General features: G+C 65.1%; 15 protein-coding genes. 4 read left to right on the top strand and 11 right to left on the bottom strand.

Going from position 1 to position 19,153, the window contains the following annotated elements; all coding sequences use genetic code 11:
- Positions 1-155: 155 nt before the first annotated feature.
- The 5 genes from PE058_RS13365 to PE058_RS13385 form a co-directional block, all read right to left on the bottom strand.
- The gene (locus PE058_RS13365; protein WP_271028621.1) at positions 156-515 is read right to left on the bottom strand and encodes a hypothetical protein; all 360 of its coding nucleotides are present in this window, start codon (positions 513-515) and stop codon (positions 156-158) included.
- Between the two features lie 53 nt (positions 516-568).
- The gene (metH, locus tag PE058_RS13370; RefSeq protein WP_442908660.1) at positions 569-3,265 is read right to left on the bottom strand and encodes a methionine synthase; all 2,697 of its coding nucleotides are present in this window, start codon (positions 3,263-3,265) and stop codon (positions 569-571) included.
- A gap of 96 nt (positions 3,266-3,361) precedes the next feature.
- Positions 3,362-4,423 (bottom strand): homocysteine S-methyltransferase family protein, encoded by a 1,062-nt coding sequence (locus PE058_RS13375; protein WP_020086433.1) that lies wholly within the window; start codon positions 4,421-4,423, stop codon positions 3,362-3,364.
- 45 nt (positions 4,424-4,468) lie between these two features.
- Complete coding sequence (metF, locus tag PE058_RS13380) at positions 4,469-5,398, bottom strand: methylenetetrahydrofolate reductase [NAD(P)H] (protein WP_020086432.1); 930 nt, start codon at positions 5,396-5,398, stop codon at positions 4,469-4,471.
- Positions 5,395-6,408 (bottom strand): ArsR/SmtB family transcription factor, encoded by a 1,014-nt coding sequence (locus tag PE058_RS13385; RefSeq protein WP_271028622.1) that lies wholly within the window; start codon positions 6,406-6,408, stop codon positions 5,395-5,397. Before PE058_RS13385 ends, metF begins: the two co-directional genes overlap by 4 nt.
- Before the next feature lie 315 nt (positions 6,409-6,723).
- Here PE058_RS13385 and PE058_RS13390 point away from each other — a divergent pair, with 315 nt between their 5' ends.
- From PE058_RS13390 to PE058_RS13405, 4 genes are all read left to right on the top strand, one after another.
- Complete coding sequence (locus tag PE058_RS13390; protein WP_020086430.1) at positions 6,724-7,266, top strand: hypothetical protein; 543 nt, start codon at positions 6,724-6,726, stop codon at positions 7,264-7,266.
- A gap of 114 nt (positions 7,267-7,380) precedes the next feature.
- On the top strand, positions 7,381-7,980 hold the full coding sequence (locus tag PE058_RS13395; protein ID WP_020086429.1) for an ABC transporter substrate-binding protein: 600 nt from the start codon (positions 7,381-7,383) through the stop codon (positions 7,978-7,980).
- Positions 7,981-8,145: 165 nt separating this feature from the next.
- On the top strand, positions 8,146-10,803 hold the full coding sequence (pepN, locus tag PE058_RS13400; RefSeq protein ID WP_020086428.1) for an aminopeptidase N: 2,658 nt from the start codon (positions 8,146-8,148) through the stop codon (positions 10,801-10,803).
- Between the two features lie 225 nt (positions 10,804-11,028).
- On the top strand, positions 11,029-12,102 hold the full coding sequence (locus tag PE058_RS13405) for a sensor histidine kinase (RefSeq protein WP_020086427.1): 1,074 nt from the start codon (positions 11,029-11,031) through the stop codon (positions 12,100-12,102).
- Between the two features lie 89 nt (positions 12,103-12,191).
- On the opposite strand, the gene PE058_RS13410 is transcribed toward PE058_RS13405, so the two are convergent.
- The 6 genes from PE058_RS13410 to PE058_RS13435 all read right to left on the bottom strand — a co-directional run bounded on the left by PE058_RS13410 (position 12,192) and on the right by PE058_RS13435 (position 19,098).
- Entirely contained in the window at positions 12,192-12,737 is a 546-nt protein-coding gene (locus PE058_RS13410) for a periplasmic heavy metal sensor (protein ID WP_020086426.1), read from the bottom strand.
- On the bottom strand, positions 12,734-13,246 hold the full coding sequence (locus PE058_RS13415) for a hypothetical protein (RefSeq protein WP_020086425.1): 513 nt from the start codon (positions 13,244-13,246) through the stop codon (positions 12,734-12,736). The genes PE058_RS13410 and PE058_RS13415 overlap by 4 nt, the downstream gene beginning before the upstream one ends.
- Positions 13,247-13,270: 24 nt before the next feature.
- Positions 13,271-13,876: a sigma-70 family RNA polymerase sigma factor gene (locus tag PE058_RS13420; protein WP_020086424.1), complete on the bottom strand. Its 606-nt coding sequence runs from the start codon at positions 13,874-13,876 to the stop codon at positions 13,271-13,273.
- A 131-nt stretch (positions 13,877-14,007) separates the two neighbouring features.
- Entirely contained in the window at positions 14,008-16,956 is a 2,949-nt protein-coding gene (locus tag PE058_RS13425) for a bifunctional [glutamine synthetase] adenylyltransferase/[glutamine synthetase]-adenylyl-L-tyrosine phosphorylase (RefSeq protein WP_271028623.1), read from the bottom strand.
- A 35-nt stretch (positions 16,957-16,991) separates the two neighbouring features.
- The gene (locus PE058_RS13430; RefSeq protein ID WP_020086422.1) at positions 16,992-18,434 is read right to left on the bottom strand and encodes a sensor histidine kinase; all 1,443 of its coding nucleotides are present in this window, start codon (positions 18,432-18,434) and stop codon (positions 16,992-16,994) included.
- On the bottom strand, positions 18,418-19,098 hold the full coding sequence (locus PE058_RS13435) for a response regulator transcription factor (protein ID WP_020086421.1): 681 nt from the start codon (positions 19,096-19,098) through the stop codon (positions 18,418-18,420). Before PE058_RS13435 ends, PE058_RS13430 begins: the two co-directional genes overlap by 17 nt.
- Between the last annotated feature and the right edge of the window lie 55 nt (positions 19,099-19,153).

Consider the following 19,153-nt stretch of genomic DNA (forward strand, 5'->3'; position numbering starts at 1 on the left):
GCGACACCGATAGAAACCGGGTGATCGCGGCTTTGCCGACACGGCACATGCCCAAGCATTTAGAGCATGATTCCTACGTCGGATTCGCAGCATCCGACGCCGTCTGCTCTACCATGAAGATCCGCATTGGGAAACAAAGCATTGGAAACGCCGGCTCACGCGGCGTGACGGGCAGTCGTGAAGAAATATCCCGCGATCGCCGCGGCAACCGGAGCGAACGTAAAGAGATGACCGGCCAGCTCCGACTGACCGGCTGACGGCGCGACGAACATGATCGCAGCCGCCGCCGCGATAATCGCGAACGATACGGAGGCGATGAGCGAGAGAACGGACGGCGGCGCGATGGTCTTAGTGATGCGCGAGCCGATGAACGCGCCGATCAGCACGATGACCGCGCCGACGGCAGCGACGATGTAATAGTAGGCCGGACCGTATGTGACGAAGAAACCAACCAGGTTAGGCGCGGCAATCCATGCCGCTGCAGCCTGAGCCACGGCCAGATTCACGAACGGCATCGCCTTTTCCCCCTCGCCTCGAAACGCGGCGGGCTAGAGGCCCGCCGTGCCGATCATGCCACGTTTTTCCGCTCCGAGACAGCATCGTAGTTGAGCACCGGCGCGAGCCAGCGCTCGGCCTCCGACACCGCCCAGCCCTTGCGGCGCGCGTAATCCTCGACCTGATCGCGCTCCACCTTGCCCACGCCGAAATAGTGGCTTTGGGGATGAGAGAAGTAGATGCCGGAGACGGCGGCACCCGGCCACATGGCGTAGCTCTCGGTAAGCTCGATGCCGGTCTCGGCTTCGACGTTCATGAGGTCCCACAGCGTCCGCTTCTCGGTGTGATCCGGCTGGGCCGGATAGCCGGGCGCGGGACGGATGCCCTTGTATTTCTCCAGGATCAGCTCGTCGTTCGAGAGCTTCTCGTCGCGAGCGTAGCCCCACAGCTCGCGCCGCACCTTGGCGTGCATGGCTTCTGCGAAGGCTTCGGCGAGGCGGTCCGCAAGCGCCTTGGCGATGATGCGGCTGTAATCGTCGGTTGCCTTGATATGGGTCCGGATCGCCTCTTCCTCGCCGATGCCCGCCGTGACTGCGAAACCGCCGACGTAATCGGCAAGCCCCGTCTCTTTGGGGGCAACGAAGTCGGCAAGCGCGGTGTGGGCGCGATCGCGCGAGGGATCACGCGCAATCTGCTGACGCAGCGTGAACAGTTTCGTGCGCTCTGTGCGGCGTGTCTCGTCGGTATAGAGCGCGATGTCGTCACCGACGCTGTTGGCGGGCCAGAAGCCGACAACGGCGTTGGCGGTGAACCACTTCTCCGCCACGATGCGATCGAGCAGAGCGCGCGCGTCCGCGAAGAGCTTCCGCGCCTCGGTCCCGACCTTGTTGTCATCGAGGATCGCAGGGTAGCGGCCCGTCAACTCCCACGCCTGGAAGAAGGGCGTCCAATCGATGTAGGGGGCGAGGCTTCCGAGATCGAAATTCTTGAACGTGCGCGTGCCGAGGAAAGAGGGCTTCGGCGGCGTGTAGCTCGCCCAATCGATGGCGTACTTGTTGGCGCGGGCCGCGGCAATGGTGATGCGCTGCTTCTTGGCCTCGTTGGCGAGATGGGCTTCGCGCACCTTGACGTACTCGGCCTTGATGCCATCGACGTAGGGCTTGCTTTCGGTCTCCGAAAGCAAGTTCGAAACCACGCCCACGGCGCGGCTCGCATCGAGCACATAGATCGCCTGCCCCTTGTTGTAGTTGGGGCTGATCTTTACGGCCGTGTGCACGCGGCTCGTGGTGGCGCCGCCGATGAGCAGAGGCACCGAGAAGCCCTCCCGCTCCATCTCCGCCGCGACGAAGCACATCTCGTCGAGCGACGGCGTGATGAGGCCCGAGAGGCCGATGATGTCCGCCTTCTCCTTCTTGGCGGTCTCCAGGATCTTGGCGGCCGGCACCATCACGCCGAGGTCGATCACCTCGTAGTTGTTGCACTGGAGCACGACGCCGACGATGTTCTTGCCGATGTCGTGGACGTCGCCCTTCACCGTCGCCATCACGACCTTACCGGCAGACGGCAACTGATCCGTACCGGAGAGGCGCTTCTCCTCTTCCAGGTACGGCTGCAGATAGGCTACCGCCTGCTTCATCACGCGCGCACTCTTGACGACTTGCGGCAGGAACATCTTGCCCGCGCCGAACAGGTCGCCCACGACGTTCATGCCGGCCATCAGCGGGCCCTCGATCACGTGGAGCGGCTTGTCGGCCTGCTGGCGGGCCTCCTCCGTGTCGGCCTCGATGAAATCGGTGATGCCGTGCACGAGCGAGTGCGTGAGACGCTCCTGCACCGTGCCGTTGCGCCAGGTGAGATCCTTCTCCTTGCCTTTCGCGCCGCCGCCTTCTCCCTTGAAACGGGGAGCGGCCTCGAGCAGGCGGTCCGTGGCGTCGGGGCGGCGGTTGAGGATCACGTCCTCGGACAGCTCGCGCAGCTCGGCCGGGATGTCGTCATAGAGGGCGAGCTGGCCCGCGTTGACGATGCCCATGTCCATGCCCGCCTTGATGGCGTGGTACAGGAAGACCGCGTGCATGGCCTCGCGCACGGGCTCGTTGCCGCGGAAGGCGAACGACAGGTTGGAGACACCGCCCGAGATGTGCGTCAGCGGCATCTTCTCCTTGATCTGGCGCGCGGCCTCGATGAAGGCGATGCCGTATCCGTTGTGCTCCTCAATGCCGGTCGCCACCGCGAAGATATTGGGATCGAAGATGATGTCTTCCGGCAAGAAGCCAACCTTCTCCGTGAGCAGCTTGTAAGCCCGCTCGCAGATCGAAACCTTGCGCTCGATGGTGTCCGCCTGCCCCTGCTCGTCGAACGCCATCACGACGACGGCCGCGCCGTAACGCTGCACCTTGCGGGCCTGATCGAGGAACTGCGCTTCGCCCTCCTTGAGGGAGATCGAGTTGACGATCGCCTTGCCCTGCACGCACTTGAGGCCCGCCTCGATGACGCTCCACTTGGAGCTGTCGATCATGATCGGCACGCGGGCGATGTCCGGCTCGGAGGCGATGAGGTTGAGGAACGTGCTCATCGCCTTCTCGGAATCGAGCAGGCCCTCATCCATGTTGACGTCGAGGATCATGGCGCCAGCCTCGACCTGCTGGCGCGCGACCGCGAGCGCGGCCGGGTAGTCGTTCGCCTCGATCAGCTTGCGAAACTTCGCCGAGCCGGTGACGTTTGTTCTCTCGCCGACGTTGATGAAGGACTGCGCTGCGCTTGCGGTGGTCATTCTTTTCTTTCTCGCTTCTCCGCGCTCCCCCGCCAAAGAAGGAAAGCGGCATTTTTTATTCAGTGCGTTTCATCTCGCGCCGGGGAACGCGGGACCTTACCCATGCACGAAGGGCTCGAGGCCGGAGAGGCGCATCTTGGGCGCGATCTCGGGAATCTTACGCGGCGGAAACTTCGCGACGTGCTCGGCGATGTGGCTGATGTGATCGGGCGTCGATCCGCAGCACCCGCCGATGATGTTGATGAGCCCGTCCTCGGCCCACGGCTCAGTTGCACAGGCCATGTCCTCGGGCGTCTCGTCGTAACCGCCCATCGCATTCGGCAATCCTGCGTTGGGATAGGCCGAGATGCGCACGTCAGCCACGTGCGAAAGCTCCGCGAGATAGGGGCGCATCAGCTCCGCGCCCAGTGCGCAGTTGAGGCCGATCGAGAACGGCTTCAGGTGGCGCATGGAATACCAGAAGGCTTCGGCCGTCTGTCCTGAAAGCGTGCGGCCCGAGCGGTCTGTGATGGTGCCCGAGATCATGATCGGAAGCGTCACGCCCATCTCGTCGAAGGCTTCGAGAGTGGCAAGGCCCGCAGCCTTCGCGTTCAGCGTGTCGAAGATCGTTTCGATCAGAATGATGTCGCTTCCGCCTTCGATCAGCGCGCGCACCTGCTCCTTGTAGGCGTCGCGCAGCTCGTCGAACGTGACGTTGCGGAAACCCGGATTGTTCACATCGGGTGAGATCGACGCGGTTCTGTTGGTCGGGCCGACGGCACCTGCGACGAAGCGAGGCTTGTCCGGCGTGAGCTTCGTGTATTTGTCGGCAGCCGCGCGGGCAAGCTTGGCCGCCGCGACGTTGATCTCATAAGAGAGGTGCTCCATGCCATAGTCCGCCATGGAGATGCGCTGCGCGTTGAACGTATTGGTCTCGATGATGTCGGCGCCGGCCGCGAGATACTGCTCGTGGATGTCCTGGATGATCTTCGGCTGCGTGAGCACCAGAAGGTCGTTGTTGCCTTTGACGTCGCGCTCCCAGTCCTTGAAACGCTCGCCGCGGTAGCCGGCCTCGTCCAGCTTGTGGCGCTGGATCATGGTGCCCATGGCTCCGTCGATGATCAGGATGCGCTCTGAGGCGGCCTTTTCGAGGGCTTTGGCGCTTTCGATTGTCTTCATGGTCTCAACTCGAGTTCGTGTTCGATTGACGAAAGGCGGATCGGATCAGGCTTGCGCCTTGCGCTGCTCCAATGGCGCCACCTTGAGCGGCCTGAGGCCGAGCAAATGGCAGATGGCGTAGACGAGATCGGCACGGTTCAGCGTGTAGAAGTGGAAGGTCTTGATGCCCTGATCCACGAGGTCCATCACCTGCTCGGTTGCGACGGCAGCCGCGACGAGGTGGGTGGTCGCCGGATCCTCGTCCAAGCCTTCGAAGCGGCGCGCGAGCCAAGCCGGCACGCTGGCGCCTGTCCTGATCGCAAAACCCGCGACCTGGCGGAAGTTGTGGATCGGAACGATGCCGGGCGTGATCGGAACCCAGATGCCTGCGGCCCGGGCGCGCTCGAGAAAGCGCAGGTAATGCGTATTGTCGAACCCGAACTGCGTGATGATGCGATCGGCGCCCGCGTCTACCTTGGCCTTCAGGTTGTCGATGTCGGCCTGGAGCGAGGGGCTTTCGGGGTGCTTCTCGGGATAGCCACCCACGGAAATCTCGAAGTTGGCGATCTTCTTGAGACCGGCGACGAGATCGGCCGCATTCACGTAGCCGCCCGGGGTCGGCGTGTAGCGCTGGCCGACGCCGCCAGCCGGATCGCCGCGCAAAGCCACGATATGGCGGACACCCGCATCCCAATAGGCGCGGGCGACGGCATCCACCTCCTCGCGCGTAGCATCGACGCAGGTGAGATGGGCGGCCGGACGCAGCGCCGTCTCCTTGATGATGCGCGCGACGGTGGCGTGCGTGCGCTCGCGCGTCGAGCCGCCCGCGCCGTAGGTGACCGATACGAACTCCGGACACAGCGGCGCCAGACGGTTGATGGCGGCCCACAGGGTCTCTTCCATCTTCTCCGTCTTGGGCGGGAAGAACTCGAACGAGACTTCGATCTCGCCAGCGCCGAGCAGACGGCTTTTTCTTTCGTTGGCTGGGGGCGTCATGAGCCGATCCGTTCCAGTTTTTGAGGTTTAGATTCCGCTGCGACCGCTTCGGGCCTGCGCGCGAGCCAAAGCGAGACGGTGAGCTGCTGGCGATCGTCGCCTTGCTCGGGCTCGAGGTTGCGCACCTCGATGCCGGCGAGGCCCTGCTCGGCAAGCCAAGCAGTGACCTGCTCCTGCTCGAAGCCGAGACGCTCGTGGGCGTGCTCCTCGCGCAGGCTTTCGATGCCGTGCGGGGCGAAGTCCACGATCAGAAGGCGCCCGCCGGGCGCCAGAATGCGGGCCGCCTCGCGAATGGCGTGCGCGGGCTCCGACAGGTAGTGCAGCACCTGATGGATGACGACGCCGTCCGCCACGCCGTCGGGCAAAGAGAGGTCGTAGATATCGCCGTGGCGGACTTCCGCACGCGAGAGGCCCGACGTGTTGAGCTTGCTGCTCGCGTAGGCGAGCATGGACTTGTTGACGTCGAGGCCGATCCCGCGCTCGTAGCGATCCGCGAACACCTCGAGCATACGGCCCGTTCCGGTTCCGAGATCGACGAAGAGCTTGAACGGCGGGCCAGCGAGCGCCGACGTAATGGCCGCTTCCACGGCTGCATCCGACACATAGAGGGCGCGGATACGGTCCCAGTCGGCCGCGTGCTCCTGGAAGTAGGTTTGGGCAGCAGCCTCACGCTCGCGCTTCAGGGAGTCGGCGCGCTCGCTGTCGCGGCGGAGGACGGGATCGCGCGTATCGACGGTGTCGAGGATGCGCCGGACGAGGCGGCCGCCCTCGGAGCGCTCGGAGACGTGGAAGTAGACCCAGCTTCCCTCGCGGAAGCGTTCGATCAGCCCGGCCTCCGCCAGAAGCTTCAAATGCCGGCTGATCCGGGGCTGGCTCTGCCCCAGGATCTGCGTCAGGTCCTTGACGTTGAGCTCGCCCGCGGCCAGCAGCAGCAGGATGCGCAGACGCGTCGCCTCGGCTGCCGCCTTGAGCGCGGTGACCAACTCTTGCGTATCGAGCGTCCCTGACATCGCTTCCGCCATCTGTTTCGCGGAAACATATAAAGATATGTTTATATGTCAAGGTCGATTTCGGCGCCTGGGAGCTGGATCTTGCTCCAAAACTGCACACAGAGAGGGGCCTATCAAGATTTCAGTAACCATGTCGTAAGGGGTTCGCCCTATGGTTGCGCTCTCGACGACTTTTGGAATCCTGGGGGGCGGGACTTCATGCACGGCGCGGCATCCGACACATCCATTTCTTCTGTTTCCCAATCCTCTCCGCCCGCTCCTCTCCTTCCTCTCACATTCGAGCAGTCCGCCGAGGGGTCTGGACGGTTCGTGCTGATGGCGGTCTTGTGCCCCATTCTGATCGCGCTGCTCACGCCGTTCTGGCTCGTGCTCGCAAAGCTCGCATCCGATCCTGCGGCGCGCGCGGTGCTTGTTGCGCGGCCCATGCTGGCGCTTCACCTCGGCCTCGCCCTCGTCGCGCTCGGCTGGATTTTCGGCTGGCCCCTGCTGTTCCTTGCGAGAGGCTCATTCCGGCGGCGCCTGATCAGCATCGAGAACGGCTTCGTAACGGCCTCCGAGCGCGGGCTTTTTGGCATTCGCTCCTGGATCGAGCCGGTCTCGGCGTATGCCGGCGTCACAAATCGGGTGCGCTCGTCGCTGTCGGGTGTCCGCCACGAGTTGGTCCTCGTGCACGCAAGCCCTTCGAAATCCGTGATTTTGTACGCCTCGCCCCGGATTTCGCAGGAGGCGGTCGATTCCGTGTCCGGGCAGCTCAAACTTGCCGAAATTCCGTCGCGGGAGGCCGCTAGCTTCGCGCCATTGCACGGGTTCTTCCATCTCTCAGAGCCTCGGCCTCAACTTGCAGCGGCCCAAATCTAGGGTTGCCAAGGCTTTGACTAGATCGCGTGCACGTGCTGAATGAGGGGAAAGTGGTCGGTCGAGCCCCACGGAGGGTATTTCGGCCATGCCCGATATAGCGGGAGCTAGGTTTCGATGACGACGGTTCGCCAGCGCTTGCCCCTGGGGCAGAGCGCATTCAACCTCCGGGCAGCAGCTCTCTCGGTTGCGTTGCTGATAGCAGGCACGCTCACGGCCGCAGCGGAATCGCCGGCGGCTTACATGCAGCGCGTAGCCAACCAGCTCGTCGCGGCCTCGCGTACCGGTTCCGAAGCCGACTTCGCCACCACCATACGCAGCCACGCTGACGTGCCCACCATCGGCCTCACCGCGCTCGGCTCCTACGCCCAGACGCTGCCCAAGGCCGATCGCCCGGCCTACTACAACGGCATGATCAGCTTCATCGCCCGCTATGCCGCCAAGGAGGCGCCGAAGTATCCGGTGGCCAAGGCGATCATGGTCGGACAGACCAAGGAGACCGCGGCCGGGATCTACGTCGACAGCCGCGTGACGCTGAAGAGCGGAGAGACCTATGACGTACGCTGGCGCCTCGTGCGCCGTGGCGGCGTGTTCAAGGTCCGCGACGCCGAGATCATCGGCTTCGAGATGACGTCGTTCCTGAACACCCTGTTCCAGAACTTCATCTCGGAGAACGGCGGCAACCCCAAGACGCTGGTGATTGCGCTCAACCGGTGAGGAGACGCGCGCGCGTTCGTCTCTCGGCATCGTTCTTCGGCTTGGCATCACTCTTCAACTTGGCATCCCAGGGCAAAGTCGGGCTAAGCTCCAACGCTAGGCGATGATTCCGGCGTTGCGGCCCCTGGTCCGCGTTCCGCCGGCCTTTGCTGTCCCGGAGATGCCATGAAGATCGACACCCCTCGCCCCCGCCGTCTCAAGGACTATCGTCCGCCGGCCTATCTCGTCGATCACGTGGATCTCGACTTCGCGCTCGACCCCGAGCGGACCGAGGTGAAGGCGCGCCTCCAGATCCGGCGCAACCCTGCGGCCGATACACCCGCGGGCAAGCCGCTGGTGCTCGACGGGGAGCAGCTCGAGCTCGGGACGATCGCCATCGACGGCAAGCCGCTTTCACCCGCCGAGTACGCGCTCGACGAGACCTCGCTCACCATTCCCAAGGTGCCGAGCCGTCCGTTCTCTCTCGAGCTGCAAACCTTCATCAACCCGGAGGCAAACAAGGCGCTGCAGGGCCTCTATCGCTCGCGCGGCGTGTTCTGCACCCAGTGCGAGGCCGAGGGCTTCCGGCGCATCACCTTCTTCCCCGACCGGCCGGACGTGCTCTCCACCTACACCTGCCGCATCGAGGCCGATACGGAGCTTGCACCGATCCTTCTCGCGAACGGCAATCCTGTCGATCGCGGCAAGCTCGCGCGCGGGGCGCGCCATTTCGCGGTGTGGCAGGATCCACACCCCAAGCCCTCTTACCTGTTCGCCCTGGTCGGCGGTGACCTCGGGCACATCGCCTCGACCTTCAAGACGCAGTCGGGCCGTAAGGTCGATCTCAAGATCTACGTCGAGCACGGGAAGGAAGCGCGCGCGGAATGGGCGATGGATTCGCTCAAGCGCTCCATGCGGTGGGACGAGACGCGCTTCGGGCGCGAGTACGATCTCGACGTGTTCAACATCGTCGCCGTGTCGGACTTCAACATGGGCGCGATGGAGAACAAGGGGCTCAACATCTTCAACGACCGGCTGATCCTCGCTTCGCCCGAGACCGCAACGGACGCAAACTTCGAATCCATCGAGAGCGTCGTCGCCCACGAGTACTTCCACAACTGGACCGGCAACCGCATCACCTGCCGCGACTGGTTCCAGCTCTGCCTCAAGGAAGGGCTCACGGTCTACCGCGACCAGGAGTTCTCGGCCGACGAGCGCTCGGCCACGGTGCAGCGCATCCTCGACGTGCGGCTTCTGCGTGCCGCGCAGTTCACCGAGGATGCGGGCCCGCTCGCGCATCCGGTGCGGCCCGAGTCCTACATCGAGATCAACAACTTCTACACGGCCACCGTCTACGAGAAGGGCGCCGAGCTGGTGCGGATGATCGAGACCATTCTGGGGCGCGAGGATTTCCGCCGCGGCATGGATCTCTACTTCGAGCGCCACGACGGCGAAGCCGCCACCATCGAGGATTTTCTCTCCTCGTTCGAGGACGCGTCAGGGCGCGACCTTTCCCACTTCAAGCTCTGGTACTCCCAGGCCGGCACACCGGAGCTCGTGTGCTCGCTCTCTTACGACAAGGCGAAGCGCAAGGCCGATCTCAAGATCGAGCAGGTGCTGCCTCCGACACCGGGCGAGAGCAAGAAAAAGCCGCTGCACATCCCGGTTCGCATCGGGCTCATCGGCGCCAACGGCGACGAGATCCCGCTCAAGCTCGATACGGGCGAGACCATCGACGACGGCGTGCTTCACCTCACGCGGCGCGCGCAGACGTTCCGGTTCGACGAGGTGCCCTCCGCGCCGGTGCCTTCGATCCTGCGTGGCTTCTCGGCGCCGGTGAACGTCACGATGAACCTGTCCGATCGTGATCTCGAATTCCTGATGGCGCACGATCGCGACCTGTTCAACAGGTGGCAGGCTGCAAACACCTACGCGACGCGAACGCTCATCGACATGGTGAAGTCGCTGCGCAAAGGCGAGAAGCCTGCGGCCCGCGCGACCGGATTCGTCAAGGCGCTCGGCATCGCTGTGGGCCTCTCGGATCATGAGCCCGCCTATCGCGCCGAGCTGCTCAAGCTGCCGAGCCAAGCGGACATCGCGCGCGTCATCGGGCGCAACGTGGATCCGGGCCTGATCTTCCGCGCGCATCGCCAGCTCGCCAAGCTCACCGGCTCGACGATCGGCTCGCTGCTCGAAGACATCTACAAGGAGATGAAGCCCGAGAAGACGTTCTCGCCCAGTGCGCAGAGCGCAGGGCGGCGCGCGTTGCGCAATGCGGCGCTCACGTTGCTCACGGCGCGCGGTACGGCCGACGACGAGGGCCGGCTCGCGGATCATTTCTTCAAGGCCGGCAACATGACCGACGAGCAGCACGCGCTCATGCTGCTGGCTTCGGGCTCTCATCCGCTGCGTGAGAAAGCGCTCGCACGCTTCTACGACCGCTGGAAGGGCGACCATCTGGTGATCGACACATGGTTCGCCGCCCAGGCGCAGCACACGCTCCGTCCGGCGATCAGCCACGTGAAGGCGCTGACCCGTCATCCCCTCTTCAGTCTGACGGCGCCCAACAAGGTGCGCGCCCTGATCGGCACCTTCGCGATGCAGAACCAAGTGCAGTTCCATAGGCCCGATGGCGCAGGCTACGACTTCGTGGCGAAACAGGTGCTCGCGATCGACCGCTTCAACCCCTCGATCGCTGCGCGGATGCTGGCGGCTTTCCGCACTTGGCACGCCCTCGAAACCGGCCGCCGGGGCCTTGCGCGCCAAGCTCTTCAAGGGGTTGCGCGTACTCCCAATCTCTCCCGGGACGTGTTCGAGATCGTGTCCAAGATGCTCGATCAGTAACACCTCTGAAAACTCTGATTGCGCTCATTTAATCTCCCTCGACAGGGGACTCGCGAATCGGTGAACTAGGCTGGTGATTCGCCGGCGTACCGGCAGATTCCCCGATTGCGCAAAGCACGAAAATTCGCACTGGAGACTAGGATGGCTGGGACCTTGTCCGCCTGTCCACGAGACGAGTCTGTCCTTCGGGATGCCGCCCTTTCCGAGGGGCACGCAGCCCCCGTAATGGCGGCTTTGATTCGTAGCGTGACCGGACCAGGTCTCGTGCGTCTGCTTCAGGCGATGGCCCTTCTTCAGGCCGGTGCGCTTGCCATGGCTGTTGTGCATCCCATTCCAGTATCCACGCTCACGATCCTGCTTACCGGTCTAGCCGTTACACTTGCCGTTCTTTCACTGCCCCGCCTGGCGGCCGCGCCCACGGCCGATGCCGGCGGTACACAGCACGTCTCCCAATCAGCCGATCTCTCTCCCTCGGTTCTGGGCAGCGGGGCCTCGCCCTCCCCGCTGCCCTTCATGGGGGAGCGCATCGCGCTCGATCCGAATTCCTTCGAACTCTCGGGCCTTGCCCGCGCAGCCGCGCGGCTCAGCCAGATGTCTGCGGCACGCGGTCATCCCTGGGGTGATCTGATCGCCCGCGTCAGCCACGAGTTGCGCACGCCCCTCAACGCCGTCATCGGCTTTTCCGACGTGATGCAGTCCGAGTTGCTTGGACCCGTCGGCCATCCGCGCTACCGCGAATATGCGCGCCACATCCGCGACTGCGGCCGCGACCTCCTGAAATCCGCCGAGGACACCCTCGCCATCACCTGCCTGCTCGATCACGATCCGAGTGCCGGGCTCGACACCGGCGTCGACCTTCGTGCCATGGTGCAGGATGCCTGGGCCTTCCACTCCGATCTCAGCAACGGTCTCGTGCTCGAAGCCGAGATTCCTGATGGCCTGGAAGTTCTGGTGGACAGCCGGCCGATGCGCCAAATCCTGATCAATCTCTTTGCAGAGGCGGTTCGCCGCTCCGATGCACGTGGGGTGGTGGGCCTCGTCGCGACGGTGGACGGCGATCTCGCCCAGATCGAGATTTTCCTGCGTGGCCGCCCGGATGAGGTGAGCGTCCAGCAGGCGTCGCTGCCGATCTGCCTCGCCCGCGCGCTCCTCGAGCTGCATGGCGCTGCTCTCGTCGAGGTCGACGATCCGTTCTCGACGTGGCGTGCGCTCACGGTTCTGCGCTGCGCGGCCCAGAACGATTTCTTCCGTCTGCCAGGCCTTCAGCCCGTAGAGCAGGCCGCCGCACATCTCTGCTGACGGCAGCGAGCGCTGCCGAAAGCGCGCCGGACTTTCAAGCTCTCGTACGGAAAGTTCCTCCGCGAGCGCCGAGCTTCGATTGCGCGGCGCTACTCAGGCGGAGGCGGCGCTTCTTTCTCGTCCTTTTTGGCATCCTTGCCGCGGCGGAAGGGCTCGCTCTTCTTACGCCACCAGTCGGCCAGCATACGGCGTTCCTCGGTGGTCAGTGTGCCGGCATGTCCGAGGAACACCTGCACGGCGGCCTGACGCAGCGCGCGCTCCTTCTCGGCGACCGTAGCGATGGCCGTTTCCAGGGCCGCGCGATCGAACGGCTCGGCGGCGAGCTTATCGGCCGCGTCGCGGCGTGCGACGCCGATGTCGTCCATCAGCGGGCGCAGCGTAACGCGATCTTCCTTGAGCTGCTTGCGGATCTCCTTGCGCCGCTCGGGAGGAAGAACGCGCGTAAGCCCCATCAGGCCGAAGTCCTCTCCGCGTCCCTGTCCATGGCGCGGCGGATGGTTCTTGAACCCATACATGGTGCCGCCCACGATGCCGAGGATCAGCAGGTTGAGCGCCAGCGAGGCGATCAACGCGATCTTCAAGCGCCGCGATCCCGTGCCCGCAGACCCCGCTCCCGACTGAGAGACGTCGCTCACAATGTATCCTCCTCAAACAGGCTGATCGCGTCGCTGTCGAGCGCAATCTGGCCGGGGTCGATCTCGTAAGACGTGCTGGCCACCAGCGGCTCCACCGCGGTGTCGAAGGTGCCGGAAAGCCCGAAGAAACCGCCGAGCACGAGCGAAGCCGCGAGCAATGCGGCTGCCGGCCATTGCGCTTCGTGCGTTGGGGCGGGACGGCGTTCGAACACCGACCACCGCGAGCGGGCAGGCGCGCGCGCGGCCGCCGGCGTCTCGGCCTCGGCTGCGGCGAGAATGCGATCCGCAAGAGCGCGCGTATCGAACGCAGGCTCGGGCGCGAGATCGAGCAGCCGGTCCAGCGCTTCGGCCTGGCGCAGGCGCTCCCGCGCCTCAGGGCTCTCGGCGAGCAGTCCGGCAAAATTCCTGCGCACCGGCGCGGGCCAGCGCGTGCGGTCGCTCCCAAAGCGCTCGAGGACGTCCTCGAAAGCGTCGAGGCTCGCTCCTCCTGTCGTGATCTTCTCGGTCATAGCCGTTGTCCCAGGCTCGAAACTTCAACTCTCGCTTTGCAGCAAACTTTTCCAATCTTTCTCCAGGCTGGCGCGCAGCGCGCGGCGCGCACGCGCCAGGAGCGACTCCACCGCCTCGTCTGAAACGCCGAGCACCTCTCCCACCTCGGACTGGCTCAAGCCTTCGTGGTGGAACAGCGTCAGCGCGCGCCGTTGCCGTTCGGGGAGCGCATTCATGGCCTCGCCGACACGCTTGGCGAGATCCTGCTCCTCAAGGCCCACCTGCTGGCTCGGCTCCTCGGCCACTTCCGGCACCTCGTCTGTCACCACGGTCCGCCTCGACGACCGGATGCGGTCGAGGCACAGGTTCGACGTTACGCGCCTCAGCCAGGGGCGGAGCCCATGGGGACCGAGCTCGAGGGTTTCTCCAGCACGCCAGAGCCTCAATAGGGCTTCCTGGGCGATGTCGTCCGCCTCCGCCTCGTCCTTCAACATGCGCCGGGCGAGCGTCACGATCGAAGCGAGGTGGCGATCCACGAGAATACGGAAAGCCTGACGGTCCTGGCGAGCCACGCGCGTCAGCAGCACGCGGTCCTCGGGCGCATCCGGCCACGGCCCCGTCCGTACATTCGCTCCCGGTGTCGTCCCCATCGGTCCTTGTGGCCCCGACCTCAATTTCACACCGTCGCGTCTCGTATGTCCGCTGGGTCGTAGCACCGACACCCGCTCCGCAGATGGTTTCATCAGCGAAAACGGGGGGAACCGGCGGATTCCGTCGCGACTTATGCAATCAGCTCGGAAAACTGTACCTCAACCCCGGCCAATGTCTCTCGCAACTGGCGCTCGAGTGCCGTGAGATCGGGCGCGTCACCGGCCCGCGCCAGCAGCGCCTTGAGGCCGACAGGTGCGGTTCCGGGGTCGAAAGCTTCCTCAATACAAAGCCTTAGCACTTGGGTGAGGTTGTGAATGAGGCGCGTGGCTGCAATGAGGCTGTCGGCCTTGGCGGCCGGGATGAGGTTCGCCGCCGCGAGCTTCTGGTAGGCGGCCAGCGTGTTCTGATCCAGCACCTCGGGGTGGTCCGCCCCGTGGATGAGTTGCAGATGCTGAGCGATGAACTCGAGGTCCACAAGCCCGCCCCTCACCTGCTTCAGGTCCCAGATGTTGTCGGTTCCCTTCTCCGCGGCGATGCGCGCGCGCATGTCGATCACGTCCTTCGCGATCACGGCCCGGTCGCGCCGCCGCATGAGGGTGTCGCGGATGGCCGCCTCCACCTTCCGGCGTAGCTCGGGGGGGCCCGTGATGACCCGGGCCCGGGTGAGCGCCAGGTGCTCCCAGGTCCACGCCTCGGTCGCCTGATATTCGCGGAACGTCGAGAACTGGGCGGCGACCGGCCCCTTCTGCCCGGACGGCCGGAGGCGCATGTCCACCTCGTAGAGCGTGCCTTCCGCCGTGGGCGCGGAGAGATGCGAGATGAGGCGCTGCGTGTAGCGGGAATAGTATTGGCTCGGCGCCAAGGGCTTGGCGCCGTCGGACTGGATGGCCGAGGGGTCGAAGTCATAGATCACAATGAGATCGAGATCGGAGGAGGCCGTCATCTCGCGTCCGCCGAGCTTGCCCATCGCGACGACCACGGCACCGCCGCCGGGAACGTGTCCGTGCGCCCGCTCCAGCTCCTTCTCCACGTCCTCCGCCAGCGCCGCGATCAGCCGCTCGGCCAGAAGTGCGTAAGCGTTGCCCGCCTCGCTCGCGTTGATGGAGCCCGAGAGCACCTTTACGCCGATGAGAAAAGCCTGCTCGCTGCCCACCACGCGGGCGCGGTCGAGCACATCCTGGGCGTCGCGCGCGGTGGCGAGCTCCGCGGCGATCAGCCGGTCGAGCTCATCCGCATCGGGAAGCTTGGCGAACGTCCTGGGATCGATCACTGCGTCGAGCAGACGGCGGCGGCGGGACAGGATGCGTGAGAGGCGCGGCGCGGTGCCCATGATGTCGGCCACCAGCCGCATCAGCGCAGGATTGGCCTTGAGCAGCGAGAAGAGCTGCACGCCACCCGGCAGCTCGGCCAGGAACCTGTCGAACGCAGCGATCGCGCGATCGGGATCGGCGGTCGCAGCAAAGGCTTTGACGAGTACCGGCTGCACCTCCGTCAGAAGCTCGCGCGCACGCGGCGAGCGGACTGCCGGATAGCGCCCGTGATGCCAGCCGCGAATTGCGGCGAGCACGTCTCCCGGCCGCGCATACCCCATCTTCGAGAGGGCCGCGACCGTACCCGGATCGTCGGTCTCGCCGGCGAACACGAGGTTCTCGCCGCCCGAGCTCAGCTCCGGCATCCCCTCGAACAGGCGCGCGTAGTGGCCCTGCACCCGCTCCAACACGGACAGCAGCTCGTTCGAGAACTCCGCAAGGCTCGCATAGCCCGCAAACCGCGCGAAGCTTTCGAGACGCGCGTCGTCCTTCGGCACCTCTTGCGTCTGCTCGTCTGCAACCATCTGCAAGCGGTGCTCGATCCAGCGAAGATAGAGGTAGGCCTCCGTCAGCTCATCGGCGATCGCCTTCTCTATCCACCCGTTGTCGACGAGCACGCGTAACGCTTCGAGCGTGCGGCGCGTGCGCAGATTGCGCTGGCGCCCACCCGCGATGAGCTGCTGGGTCTGCACGAAGAACTCGATCTCGCGAATACCGCCGGGACCGAGCTTGATGTTATGGCCCGCAACGCCGATGCCGCCGAAGCCGCGAAACGCATGGATCTGCCGCTTCATCGCGTGGATGTCGGCAATGGCCGCGAAGTCCAGATTACGACGCCAGATGAAGGGGGCTAGTTCCGCCAGGAAGCCCTCTCCTGCTTCGATGTCTCCGGCGACGGCTCGCGCCTTGATCAGCGCGGCACGCTCCCAGTTCTGCCCGAAGCTCTCGTAGTAGAGAGCGGCCGCATCGGTCGAGAGCGCGATCTGCGTCGCGCCCGCATCGGGCCTCAGCCTCAGGTCGGTCCGGAACACGTAGCCAGCCGCCGTGCGCTCGTCGATCAGCCGCACGAGGTCGCGCGTCAGACGCACGAAGAACGTCGACGGCTCCACGCCTTCCTTCAAGCGCGCCCGCTGGCGCTCGTAGAAGACGATGAGATCGATGTCGCTCGAATAGTTGAGCTCGTGGGCGCCGTATTTGCCTACTCCGAGCACCATGTAGCCCGACGTCACATCCGGGGTCTGCTTGTCGTCGGAGATCCAGTCGCCCTTGGCGACAGCCTGGCGGAAGAGAAAGCGCACAGCGCCCTGCAATGCAGCGTCGGCGGTTTCGGAGAGAACGCAAGTCACCTCCATCACGCTCCACACGCCTGCGAGATCGCAGAGGGCGGTGAGCAGCGCCACCTCGGACTTGTAGGTCCGCAATGCGGTCATAGCCTCCGACATCGCATCGAGCGTCAGAAGCCGCTCGGCAAGTCCGGCTGACAAGGAGGCGAAATGCTGCTCCGGATTGGAGCGGAGGATTCTCTCCAAACGCTCGGGACTGCGCGCGATCTCCGTGCGGAGGTAGGACGAGCCCGCGACGATCCCGGCCATCCACGGACGGACCGGCTCGCTTTCGAGCAAGGCGACAAGGTTTGCGAGCGCTTCGTCCCGCCGCCAGTCTTGCAGCAGAGGATCGAGGCTGGCGCCGCCCGCGGGGTCCTGGGGGCGCCGTTTCGACGTACCGAGGCGCTCCAGCAAAGTGCCTTTGGCTGCGCTGTCGCCTGCCATGCCTTCTCCCCCGCTTCTTCCCGCGAACTCGGGGATCAGACCGCCCCCTGCTCGCTTTTTATCAGTTTGTCCCTCTCCTGGGACACCACCGGCAGGGTTACCACGACCCGCAGGCCCGGATCATTATCTTCGAGACGGACAGCACCGTTATGCAGGCGCGCGACGGCCGCCACCAGGCTCAGACCAAGGCCGGTCCCCGGCTGCGTCCGGCTTTTTTCCAGCCGCACGAAGCGCCTGAGCGCCCGGTCGCGGTCCTTGGCCTCGATACCGGGTCCCCGGTCGGCGACGGAGATCTCGGCCAGTCCGCCGCTTTTACCCGCCTTGACCTCGACAATGGCGGGCACCAGACCCTGAGCGGCGCGGGCGGAATACTTGATTGCGTTGTCGGCGAGATTGGCGACAGCCTGACCCACGAGCTGGCGGTTGGCGCGGATCATGATGCCGTCCTCCGCTTGGATCGTGAGGGCGAGGCCCGCCTCCTCGGCCACCGGCTCGTAAAGCTCGGCCACGTCGCGCACGAGGCGCCCCAGGTCGAACACCTCCGCACTCTCCTCGACCACGCCTGCCTCCAGCCGGGCGATGAGCAGCAGAGCGTTGAAGGTCTTGATCAGATCGTCGGCCTTCTCGATCGTGGATTCGAGGCCTTCGCGGTAAGCCTCTCCGCCGCGCCCATCGCGAAGGGCAGCTTCCGCGCTGTTGCGCAGGCGGTTGAGCGGCGTCTTGAGATCGTGAGCAATGTTGTCGGACACCTCACGCAGGCCGTTCATGAGCTGCTCGATGCGGTCGAGCATGCCGTTCAGGCTCTGGGAAAGCTCGTCCAACTCGTCGCTGTTGCCGGCAACGGGAATGCGTCGCGACAGATCGCCGGCCATGATGGAGCGCGTCGTCGCGTTGATCACCTCGATCCTGCGCAGCACGGACCGCCCGACAGCAAGCCCCGCGACGATCGCGGCGAGAGCAAGCGCTCCGAAGCCCCAGAGGAACGTGCGTTTGATGCGCGCCGCAAGCGCGAGCTGATCGCCGATGTCGCGGCCGACGAAGAGGCGCAAGCCGGAACCGGCCGCCACGGGAATGACGACTCCCAAGCGCTCGACGCCTGGCGCATCCCCGTCGCGCGCATAGTTCACGACGCCGCCGCTGGGGCGCTCGGGGATCGGCGGCAGGCTGCGGAGATTTCCCGCGAGCTTGGCGCCGGATGCGTCCGACAGGAAATAGAGGCTGGTGCTTTCGGGGAAGCTGCGAAGCCGGATGCGCTCGGCGAGCGCGTGGGGATCGTTGGCGGCAGCTTCGCGCGCAAGCTCGGCCGCCTCGCTGCGCAGCTCCTCGACGACATGCTCCGTCAGAAGCGTGTTGGTCTGCCAGAACAGTGTGCCGACGATGAGCGCGGAGACGACCATGAAAGCAGCCGCGCTCGCCGCCGCAAGCCGGAACGCCTGCGTCGACATCGTTCTGACGACGATGTCAGAGAGCGCCGTCACGGACCATGTATCCCGCGCCGCGGACGGTGTGCAGCAATGGCCTGTCGAAGCCCTTGTCGATCTTGGATCTCAGCCGGGAGACGTGAACGTCGATGACGTTGGTTTGCGGGTCGAAGTGATAGTCCCACACGTTCTCGAGCAGCATGGTGCGCGTCACCACCTGGCCGGCATTCTTCATGAGGTATTCGAGCAAGCGATATTCGCGCGGCTGTAGCTGGATCGGCTCACCCGCGCGCGTCACGCGGTGGGACAGGCGATCGAGCACGAGGTCGCCGACGGCGTAGCGCGTCTCCTGCTCCTCGGGTACGGCGCGCCGGCCCAGGGCCTCGATGCGCGCGAGCAGCTCGGTGTAGGCATACGGCTTCGTGAGATAGTCGTCGCCACCGGCGCGGAGGCCCTTCACGCGATCGTCCACATCGCCCAGCGCGGAGAGAATCAGGACCGGCGTACGGCAACCTTCCGTGCGCAGCGTCTTCACCACCGTGAGGCCATCGAGGCGCGGCAGCATTCGGTCGACGATCAGGATGTCGTAGGTTCCGCCCTGCGCCATCTCGAGGCCGGCCTCGCCGTCGCCCGCGACATCGGCCGAATGCCCGCTCTCCTTCAGCGACTTCTGCAGGAAATGCGCCGTTTCGCGGTCATCCTCAATCACCAGCACGCGCATTGGCCGCCTCGCTTCCCTTGGCGCGCGCCGTCCCGCGCCCGCATTCTCTCTTGTC

This window comes from Hyphomicrobium sp. DMF-1 (assembly GCF_027886585.1).
Lineage (GTDB): Bacteria > Pseudomonadota > Alphaproteobacteria > Rhizobiales > Hyphomicrobiaceae > Hyphomicrobium_C > Hyphomicrobium_C zavarzinii.